Here is a 9,088-nt window from a genome sequence, read left to right on the forward strand (position 1 = left end):
GCGGGGGCAGAGCCCCCGCGGATCGGATGGCCGAAGGCCATTCGACATCCCTTACAGCGCAATCGCTTCCATCACCTCCGGCTCGATCACATCGACACCGGGCAGGGCTGCGGCCAGAACCTCGGCGGATTGTTCCAGGATCGGGAAGGTCCGGTAATGGCAGGGGATCACGGTCTTGAAGTCGAAGAATTCTTTCGCCGCATAGGCCGCCCGCCTCATATCCATGGTGAAATGCCCGCCTGCGGCCAGAATGCCGATATCGGGCGCATGCAGGTCGGCGAAGACGCCCATATCCGCCATCACATCCGTATCGCCTGAGAAATAGATCACCCGGCCTTCGCCCGCGATCATGAAGCCGCATTCGGTCCCGCCCCATTTCGGGCCATCGGGCGTGCCAAAGCTCGACGAATGCACCGCGTTCACCATCGTCACCGCCACATCGCTCAACATCACCGTGCCGCCCTTGTTGAAGCCGACGGTCTCGATGCCTTCGTTTTCGGCCCAATGCCCCATCAGGTCATATTGGCCCACGACCGGCACCCCCAGATCCTTTGCTAGATCCAGCACATCGGCCACGTGGTCGAAGTGACAATGGGTCAGCAGGATATGGGTGGCCCCGGCAATCGCCTCTGCCTTGCGGTCCTCGGGGAAGACCGGGTTGCCGGTGAACCAGGGATCGACCAGCAGGACCTGTCCTGCGATCTCGATCCGGAAACTGCCATGCCCGAGCCAGATGATGTTCATTTGTCCTCTCCCCGATTTTGGATCATTCAGGGGGCAAGGTTAGCCGCTGCCGGAGCGTCGTCAAACGGGTTTCGCCGGAATTCGCTCATGCAGGCGCTTGCGGCCCTGCGCCTTGCCCGGTAAACCCGTGCCCGATCCAGATTGCTCAAGTCCGAAGGTGCAACGCCCCATGTCCATCGACATCGAAACCGCCGCCCGCGTCGCCAAGCTCGCGCGGATCAAGGTGGAAGAGGAAGACCTGCCCGCGCTGGCGGGTGAGTTCAACGCGATCCTCGGTTTTATCGAGCAATTGCAGGAACTGAATGTCGATGACGTGGAGCCGATGACCTCGGTCACGCCCATGCGCCTGAAACGGCGTGAGGACGTTGTGACTGACGGCAATCAGCAGGCCAAGGTTCTGGCCAATGCGCCCGATGCACGGGAAGGGTTTTTCGCGGTTCCGAAGGTGGTGGAATAATGTCCGATCTCAACAAGCTGACCATCGCCGAGGCGCGCGACGCGCTGCGCAAGGGTGAAACCACCTCCGTCGCGCTGACCGAGGCCTGTCTGGCCGCCATTGACGGCGCTGACGCACTCGGTGCCTTCGCGCATAAAACACCCGAGCTTGCGCTGGAGCGGGCCAAGGCCGCCGATGCGCGGGTCGCTGCAGGGGACGCCCCTGATATGTGCGGCATCCCCGTGGGCATCAAGGATCTCTTCTGCACCGAGGGCGTGCCGTCTCAGGCCGCGTCGAAGATCCTCGAAGGGTTCTTGCCGCAGTATGAATCGACCGTTTCGGGCCAGCTGAAAGACGCGGGCGCGGTGATGTTGGGCAAGCTCAACATGGACGAGTTCGCCATGGGCTCGTCGAACGAAACCTCGGTCTATGGCAACGCGGTGAACCCTTGGAAAGCTGGCAATGGCGACGACCTGCTGACGCCCGGTGGCTCCTCCGGTGGGTCTGCCTCTGCCGTGGCGGCTGACCTCTGCCTTGCTGCGACGGGTACCGATACCGGCGGTTCAATCCGCCAGCCCGCCGCCTTTACCGGCACCGTGGGGCTCAAACCCACCTATGGGCGCTGCTCCCGGTGGGGCATCGTTGCCTTTGCATCCTCGCTCGATCAGGCGGGGCCGATGACCAAGACGGTGCGCGACGCGGCCATCATGGGCCGCGCGATGATGGGTCATGACCCGAAGGACAGCACCTCCGCCGATCTGGCGGTCCCGGATTTCGAGGCGATGCTGACCGGCGACATTCGCGGCAAGGTCATCGGCATCCCCAAGGAATACCGTATGGACGGGATGCCCGAGGAGATCGAGAAGCTCTGGCATCAGGGCGCCGAGATGCTGAAGGACGCGGGCGCCGAGATCCGCGACATCAGCCTGCCGCACACCAAATACGCGCTGCCCACCTATTACGTGATCGCGCCTGCCGAGGCGTCCTCGAACCTTGCCCGCTATGACGGGGTGCGCTTTGGCCACCGGGCGAAGCTGGCGCAGGGCGACGGCATCACCGAGATGTATGAAAAGACCCGCGCCGAAGGGTTTGGCCCCGAGGTCAAGCGCCGCGTGATGGTGGGCACCTATGTGCTGTCGGCGGGGTTCTACGACGCCTACTACAACCGCGCCCGCAAAGTGCGCGCGCTGATCAAGAAGGACTTCGACGATGTCTTTGCAGCGGGTGTCGACAGCATCCTGACCCCCGCGACCCCCTCTGCGGCCTTCGAGCTTGGCAAAGAGGTCTCGGACCCGGTCGAGATGTATCTCAACGATGTCTTCACCGTCACCGTGAACCTTGCCGGTCTGCCCGGCGTGGCTGTTCCCACCGGACTGGACAGGCAGGGGCTGCCGCTTGGCCTGCAGCTGATCGGTCGCCCGTGGGAAGAGGGCGATCTGCTGAACACCGCCTACGCGCTGGAAAACGCAGCCCAGTTTGTGGCGAAACCCGCCAAATGGTGGTAAAAGCCTGACAAAACACGATCGAGGGTGGGCAGATGCGACGACTTGCGATGACGGGGCTGACGCTCCTGCTGCTTGGGGCCTGCGCGTCCCAGCCCGAGGATGCGCGCGGCGTCGGGTTCGGTGACTACAACCAGCATCTGGCGCAGGAACGGGCCGAACGCGATGCCGCTCTGGCGGGTCGCCAGCCACAGACCGTTCTGCCCCCGGCGCGCGAGGAGCGCACCGATATAGCGGCCCTTGCCGAAGGCGCGATTGACGAGGCCGAAGGCGTGACACCCGCGCCAGCGCAGCGCGTTGGCGGCAATTCCAGCATCTCGGACGAGCAGGATTTCGAAGCCGTCGCGGGCCGGGAATCCATCGAAAGCGACGCCGAACGCCTGCAGCGCATGCAGGAACAGCGGGTCGAGATTGCTCCCACGGCGGTGCCCGACCGCCCCGGCGCGACCGGCCCCAATATCATCGAATACGCGCTGACAACTTCGAATCCCGTGGGCAATCAGGTTTTCCGTCGCTCTCCTTTCGGGCAGGGGCGGCATGAGCGCAATTGCCTGGCCTACCGGTCCGACGACCTGGCGCAGGAGGCATTCCTGTCCATGGGCGGGCCTGAGCGGGACCGGCAGGCGCTCGACCCCGATGGCGACGGCTATGCCTGCGGATGGGATCCGACCGTTTACCGTGACGCCGCTGCGGCTGCCCGCAACCAGTGATCCGCTCGCCTAATTTCGGCCCCCGCCGCGACGGGCTGACGCCGGAACTGGTCGTTCTGCATTACACCGCCATGGAAAGCTGCGAGGCCGCGGCACGCGCACTCTGTGACCCCGCGCGCGAGGTGTCGGCCCACTACCTGATTTCCGAAGCGGGTGAGGTCATGGCGCTGGTCGAGGAAGACATGCGCGCCTGGCATGCGGGGGCGGGGGCCTGGGCCGGGCGCGGCGACGTGAATTCCCGGTCCATCGGGATCGAGCTGTCCAATACCGGGTGCACGCCCTTCGCTGCGCGCCAAATGGCGGCGCTGGAGGCGCTGTTGCCGGGTATTCTCTCGCGTTGGATGATACCCCCTGAGGGCATCATCGCCCATTCCGACATGGCGCCGGGGCGCAAGATCGACCCCGGCCCGCGCTTCGACTGGCAAAGGCTCGCCCGGCAGGGGCTGTCGATCTGGCCGGAGCCACTGGAAATCGCCGTGGATTGGCCCCGGTTTCGCGCTGATGCCGCGCGGTTTGGCTACCCCGAGATGGAGGATGACCTGTTGCTGACCACGCTCCGCCTGCGCTTTCGTCCCGGTCACCTGGGGCCGCTCGATGCCCGTGACATGGGGATCATGGCCGATCTGGCCACGCGTTTCCCTGCCGGACGGGCTTGACCTTCCCCCCGCACGCCCCTAGGTCGCGATGGCGCGGAGGGCTGGATGGCCGCGAGGGGAAACCTTCGAGGAAAGTCCGGACTCCCTGAAGCAACGGTGCCGGGTAACGCCCGGGCGGAGAAGGGCGGGGAAACTCACCCGAATCCGACGGAAAGCGCCACAGAAATGAAACCGCCTCCGGGCCGGTCGGGCAACCGATACCGCCGGCGGTAAGGGTGAAACGGTGGAGTAAGAGACCACCGCGGGACTGGCAACAGGACCGGCACGGCAAGCCCCACCGGGAGCAACGCCAAATAGGGACCTCGCGTGCCTGTCACAGGGTCGCTTCAGCCCGAGAGGTCCGGGTTGGCAGCTGGAGCCTGCGGGCAATCGCAGGCCTAGAGGAATGGTCATCGATCCGCGGGGAAACCCGCGGGGGACAGAATCCGGCTTACAGGCCCTCCGCGCAAATCTGTCACCAATGGTGTCGACGCCTGTCGGCGTCGATCCGGGTGCGGACCCAATAGGGCTAAGTTCCTGCCAACAGCCAAGAAGAAGCCCGAAACCGGGGCCGAGAGTTTCGTTGCCGATTGGCTTCCTTCCGGCCCGGACCGTTCAGCGTCAGCCAGATGACGGGGCGCACCCGACCGCCGCCTAGCCGCCTGCCAGTTTCTGCAACAGGAAGATTTCGCTATCTGGCTTGACCGGGTGATTGCGGCTATTGGGTACGATCTGCCCGTCCACCGCCACCGAGACGCCGCGTTTCAGCGCCGGTTCCAGCCCCGGATAGGCCGCGACCAGCCCGTCCAGAATCTGGCCCACGGTTGCGCCCTCGATCTCCACCATCTCTTTCCCGTCGGCCAGGGCGCGCAGCCCTGACCACAGGTGCAGCTCTGCCATCAGACCTCCTTGCCCTGGATCGCGGCCAGAACCCGCGACGGGCGCAAGGGCAGTTTGCAGATGCGTTTGCCGGTGGCATCGCGCACCGCGTTGGCCACGGCGGGCAGGGGGGGCGTGATGCCGGTCTCGCCCACGCCGCGCACGCCATAGGGGTGGCCGGGATTGGGCACTTCGACGATCACCGTGTCGATCATCGGCAGGTCCGAGGCGACGGGAACGCGGTAGTCGAGGAAGACCGGGTTTTGCAGCCGTCCGTCCTCGCCATAGACATATTCCTCGTTCAGCGCCCACCCGATGCCCTGTGCGGCACCGCCCTGGAACTGACCCTCGACATAGGCGGGGTGGATGGCTTTGCCCGCGTCCTGCACCACCAGATAGCGCAGGATCGTGGTGCGGCCGGTGTCCGGGTCGACCTCCACATCCACCACATGGGTGCCGAAGCTGCCCGAGAAGCCCGCGGGGCTGTCTTCATAGTGGCCAGAGATCGGACCACCGGTGCCACCCATTTCGCCCGCAATCTCGGCGATGGTCATCGGCGGGAACTCCCCGGCATTGGGGCCGGATGGTTTGGCGCAGCCGTCTTCCCAGACCACGGCCTCGGCGTCGATGCCCCATTTATCGGCGGCGCGTTTGCACATCTTGCCGATGCATTCCTCCGCCGCGCGGATCGTAGCCAGCCCCGACGCATAGGTCGCGCGGCTGCCATGGGTGGGCTCATTCACGCCGAGCGCGCCGGTGTCCGAGATGTTCACCCGCACGTTTTCGTAAGGAATGCCAAAGGCTTCTGCCGCCATCAGCGCCATGGACGCTCGGCTGCCGCCGATATCGGGGGTGCCGACCGACACGGTGACCGACCCATCCTCGGAAATCGCCACCGAGGCAGAGGTTTCGCCGCCCCAGTTCATCCAATAGCCCGACGCCACCCCGCGCCCCTGATTGGGGCCGAGCGGCTCAGAGTAATTCGGATGCGCCTTGGCGGCCTCCAGCGTTTCCACAAAGCCAATCGGCCCGTATTTCGGCCCGAAGGTCGCACGGGTGCCTTCCTTGGCGGCGTTCTTCAACCGCGTGTCGATCGGGTCGAGCCCCAGTTCCCGGCAGAGCTCATCAATCACGCTTTCCGTGGCGAAGGCCGCCATCGGAGCCCCCGGCGCGCGGTATGCGGCCTGACGGGGGCGGTTGGTGATCACGTCATATCCGATGTGATGCACATGCTCGATGTCGTAATTGGCGAAGGCGAGCATGGTGGTCACGTCGACCGGTGCACCGGCAAAGGCCCCGCCCTGCATGCGGAAGGTGCCGTGTGCGGCGGTGATCCTGCCGTCCTTTGTCATGCCCATCTTGACATCCATAGAGGCGGATGCGGTCGGCCCGGTGGCGCGCAGCACCTCGTTGCGGCTCATCACCATCTTCACCGGCTTGCCGCCTGCCTTGCGGCTCAGCGCCAGTGACAGGGGTTCGATGAAGATCGTGGTCTTGCCGCCGAAGCCGCCGCCGATCTCGGACGGGGTGACGCGGATATTCGTGGTCTCGATGCCCAGTACTGCGGTGGACATGCGGCGCATGAACCAATGACCTTGGGTGCAGACCCAAAGCTCGCCGCGCCCATCAGCGCCCATCTGGCCAAGGCAGGCATGGGGTTCGATATAGCCCTGATGCGCGGCCTCGGTGGTGAAGCTGCGCTCGATGATCAGGTCGGCCTCGGCAAAGCCCTTGTCCAGATCGCCCCGGCCAGAGTCGAAATAGCGCACCACGTTCGGGTGCATGCCTTCGGGGACGGAGAAATCGGCGGCCCCTTCACGGATGACCGGCGCGCCGTCCTTCATTGCCTCATCCACGTCAGTGACATGGGGCAGGATTTCGTAGGTCACCTCGATGAGCTTCGCTGCATCGCGGGCCAAGAGCGGCGTCGTTGCGGCGACGGCAGCAACGGCATGGCCGTCATAAAGCGCCTTTTCACCGGCCATGCAGTTTTCCTGCAGGTCCCAGTCCTCGCCTTCCAGCCCCTCGGGGAAATCGGCGCGGGTGATGACGGCCTTCACGCCCTCCATCGCCAGCGCCTTGGTTGCGTCGATCTTGACGATCTTGGCATGGGCATGGGGGCTACGCACCACTGCGCCGTGCAGCATACCGGGCACAGAGATATCCGCGCCATAGCGCGCCCGGCCCGTGACCTTGTCCAGACCGTCGGGGCGGTTGGGGGTGGTGCCGATATACTTGTAAGCGGTCTTTTGTCCGTCCAGAGCCATTACGATGCCTCCCGCATTTCCGCCGCCGCATCCATCACGGCGCGAATGATCTTGTCATAACCGGTGCAGCGGCAGAGGTTGCCCGCCAGCCAATAGCGCAGCTCGGTTTCCGTGGGGTCGGGGTTCCGCTCCAGCAGGGTCTTGGCCGCGACCAGAATGCCCGGCGTGCAGATCCCGCATTGCAGGGCGGCATGTTCGATGAACTTGCGTTGCAGCGGGTGCAGGACCTCGCCCGCGGCCATGCCTTCGACGGTGCCGACCTCTTTGCCCTCGGCCTCAACCCCCAGAACAAGGCAGGAGCAGACAAGCCGCCCGTCCAACGTGACGCTACAAGCGCCGCAATCGCCGGTGCCGCAGCCTTCCTTGACGCCCATTACGCCAAGATGATCGCGCAGGCAGTCGAGCAGGGTTTCGCGCGGGTCGCAGAGGAAATCGGCCTCGTCGCCGTTTACCGTTGTGCTGACATGGATACGCTTGCTCATGCGCTTTCTCCTTTCGCGCGGGCGTAGGCGATTTTCGCGGCCCGTTTGGCCAGAACGCCGGCCACATGGGTGCGGAACTCGATGGTGCCGCGCTTGTCGTCGATGGGGTTGCAGGCGGCAGAGGCCGCTGCGGCCAGCGCATCGAGCGCCGCGTCATCCAGCGTGGTGCCGATGATGGCATTGGCCGCTTCTTCTACAAGAAGGGCTTTGGGCGCGACCGCACCTAGGGAGACACGCGCCTCGGTAATCGTATCGCCGTCGAGCCGCAGGTTCACCGCACAACCCACAACGGCGATATCCATCTCGGTGCGCGGAATGAAGCGCAGATAGGCATCGCCGCCGTGTTCACCCCGCGCAGGGATTGTCACGCCGGTGATCAGCTCCCCCTTGGCCAGCACCGTCCTGCCGGGGCCTGTGGGGATATCCTCCACCGCGACCTCGCGGCTGCCTTCAGGACCGGTCACCGTGACGGTGCAGCCTGCCGCGATCATGCCGGGCACGCTGTCGGCAGCGGGCGAGCCGTTGCACAGGTTCCCAACCAGCGTCGCGCGGCCCTGCACCTGGGTGGAGCCGATGAGGTCCATCCCCTCGACCACACCGGGCCAGTCGGCGCACAGATCGGCGCATTCCGTCATCTCGGCTCCCGCCACGGCCACACCGATGCGCCAACCGCCATCCTCGGTGCGCGAAATCTCTTTCACACCGGGGATGTGCTTGATGTCGATAAGGTCGTCGGGCGTCACGATGTCGGCGCGCAGCTGTACCAGCACATCCGTTCCACCGGCCAGGAACCGCGTGGTCCCGCTTGCGCCTGCGGCAATGGCCGAGGCTTCTTCGAAACTCGAAGGACTATGATAGTTCATGTCATCTCCCTGATCTTCGCGCCGGGGCCTTGGCCGTTTCGGCGTCTTGGGGTCAGACTAGCAATGCATTTGGAAATGTCGATCCACCACGCGCGACTTTTCCGCGTCGCAGGCAGACCTTCGCGCGCCGGATCGTGGCGGAAAGGCGCGGATCGGGAACGTTCAGCCGCCTTCCAGCCCCTGCAGAATCGGGCAATCGGGCCGGTCATCGCCCGCGCATTCCCGTACCAGGTGGGACAGCGTATCGCGCATCGCGGCCAGATCCTTGATCTTCTGGTCGATCCGCGCCAAATGCCCTTGCGCGATCCGTTTCACATCGCTGCTGGCACGGGTCTCATCCTCGTAGAGCGCCAACAGGGCCCGGCAATCCTCGATGGAAAACCCGAGCGAGCGGGCATGGCCCAGAAAGGTCAGCTTGTGCAGGTCGCTGTCCCGAAAGCTGCGATAGCCGTTGGCGGCGCGTTGCGGGGTCACCAGACCGATATCCTCGTAGTAGCGGATCGTCTTGGGGGGCAGGCCGGACTGTTCGGCCACGTCTCCGATATTCATGGGGTGGCTCCTTATTCGGCG

The 9,088-nt window shown here is 65.0% G+C and carries 10 protein-coding genes and 1 other RNA gene; 5 read left to right on the top strand and 6 right to left on the bottom strand.

The annotated features are described in order from the left end of the window. Positions 1–51 precede the first annotated feature (51 nt). A complete protein-coding gene (locus RBB16_RS20020; RefSeq protein WP_306047799.1) occupies positions 52–744 on the bottom strand; it encodes a metal-dependent hydrolase in 693 nt (230 codons plus the stop codon). Positions 745–913: 169 nt separating this feature from the next. On the opposite strand from RBB16_RS20020, the gene gatC reads away from it, so the two are divergent. From gatC to rnpB, 5 genes are all read left to right on the top strand, one after another. Then, positions 914–1,201, top strand: coding sequence for an Asp-tRNA(Asn)/Glu-tRNA(Gln) amidotransferase subunit GatC (gene gatC / locus RBB16_RS20025; RefSeq protein ID WP_127560572.1), 288 nt, complete (start codon positions 914–916; stop codon positions 1,199–1,201). Next, on the top strand, positions 1,201–2,685 hold the full coding sequence (gene gatA, locus RBB16_RS20030) for an Asp-tRNA(Asn)/Glu-tRNA(Gln) amidotransferase subunit GatA (RefSeq protein WP_306047800.1): 1,485 nt from the start codon (positions 1,201–1,203) through the stop codon (positions 2,683–2,685). The genes gatC and gatA overlap by 1 nt, the downstream gene beginning before the upstream one ends. Before the next feature lie 32 nt (positions 2,686–2,717). Further along, positions 2,718–3,392 (top strand): hypothetical protein, encoded by a 675-nt coding sequence (locus tag RBB16_RS20035; RefSeq protein ID WP_306047801.1) that lies wholly within the window; start codon positions 2,718–2,720, stop codon positions 3,390–3,392. After that, positions 3,389–4,048, top strand: coding sequence for an N-acetylmuramoyl-L-alanine amidase (locus tag RBB16_RS20040; RefSeq protein ID WP_306047802.1), 660 nt, complete (start codon positions 3,389–3,391; stop codon positions 4,046–4,048). The genes RBB16_RS20035 and RBB16_RS20040 overlap by 4 nt, the downstream gene beginning before the upstream one ends. Positions 4,049–4,081: 33 nt before the next feature. After that, positions 4,082–4,497, top strand: an RNA gene (gene rnpB / locus RBB16_RS20045) — RNase P RNA component class A. 184 nt (positions 4,498–4,681) lie between these two features. On the opposite strand, the gene RBB16_RS20050 is transcribed toward rnpB, so the two are convergent. The 5 genes from RBB16_RS20050 to cueR form a co-directional block, all read right to left on the bottom strand. Further along, entirely contained in the window at positions 4,682–4,927 is a 246-nt protein-coding gene (locus tag RBB16_RS20050) for a MoaD/ThiS family protein (protein ID WP_306047803.1), read from the bottom strand. Beyond that, the gene (locus RBB16_RS20055; protein ID WP_306047804.1) at positions 4,927–7,173 is read right to left on the bottom strand and encodes a xanthine dehydrogenase family protein molybdopterin-binding subunit; all 2,247 of its coding nucleotides are present in this window, start codon (positions 7,171–7,173) and stop codon (positions 4,927–4,929) included. Before RBB16_RS20055 ends, RBB16_RS20050 begins: the two co-directional genes overlap by 1 nt. After that, the gene (locus RBB16_RS20060) at positions 7,173–7,655 is read right to left on the bottom strand and encodes a (2Fe-2S)-binding protein (protein WP_306047805.1); all 483 of its coding nucleotides are present in this window, start codon (positions 7,653–7,655) and stop codon (positions 7,173–7,175) included. The genes RBB16_RS20055 and RBB16_RS20060 overlap by 1 nt, the downstream gene beginning before the upstream one ends. Further along, on the bottom strand, positions 7,652–8,518 hold the full coding sequence (locus tag RBB16_RS20065) for a xanthine dehydrogenase family protein subunit M (protein ID WP_306047806.1): 867 nt from the start codon (positions 8,516–8,518) through the stop codon (positions 7,652–7,654). Before RBB16_RS20065 ends, RBB16_RS20060 begins: the two co-directional genes overlap by 4 nt. A gap of 162 nt (positions 8,519–8,680) precedes the next feature. Next, the gene (cueR, locus tag RBB16_RS20070) at positions 8,681–9,067 is read right to left on the bottom strand and encodes a Cu(I)-responsive transcriptional regulator (protein WP_306047807.1); all 387 of its coding nucleotides are present in this window, start codon (positions 9,065–9,067) and stop codon (positions 8,681–8,683) included. Positions 9,068–9,088 lie beyond the last annotated feature (21 nt).

Origin of the sequence: Nioella sp. MMSF_3534 (assembly GCF_030732985.1) — a bacterium.
Lineage (GTDB): Bacteria > Pseudomonadota > Alphaproteobacteria > Rhodobacterales > Rhodobacteraceae > Nioella.

Coding starts and splice junctions, on each gene's coding strand:
- RBB16_RS20060 (WP_306047805.1), bottom strand. CDS start 7,655: ATGAGCAAGCGTATCCATGTCAGCACAACGGTAAACGGCGACGAGGCC.
- RBB16_RS20065 (WP_306047806.1), bottom strand. CDS start 8,518: ATGAACTATCATAGTCCTTCGAGTTTCGAAGAAGCCTCGGCCATTGCC.
- RBB16_RS20020 (WP_306047799.1), bottom strand. CDS start 744: ATGAACATCATCTGGCTCGGGCATGGCAGTTTCCGGATCGAGATCGCA.
- gatC (WP_127560572.1), top strand. CDS start 914: ATGTCCATCGACATCGAAACCGCCGCCCGCGTCGCCAAGCTCGCGCGG.
- gatA (WP_306047800.1), top strand. CDS start 1,201: ATGTCCGATCTCAACAAGCTGACCATCGCCGAGGCGCGCGACGCGCTG.
- cueR (WP_306047807.1), bottom strand. CDS start 9,067: ATGAATATCGGAGACGTGGCCGAACAGTCCGGCCTGCCCCCCAAGACG.
- RBB16_RS20035 (WP_306047801.1), top strand. CDS start 2,718: ATGCGACGACTTGCGATGACGGGGCTGACGCTCCTGCTGCTTGGGGCC.
- RBB16_RS20050 (WP_306047803.1), bottom strand. CDS start 4,927: ATGGCAGAGCTGCACCTGTGGTCAGGGCTGCGCGCCCTGGCCGACGGG.
- RBB16_RS20055 (WP_306047804.1), bottom strand. CDS start 7,173: ATGGCTCTGGACGGACAAAAGACCGCTTACAAGTATATCGGCACCACC.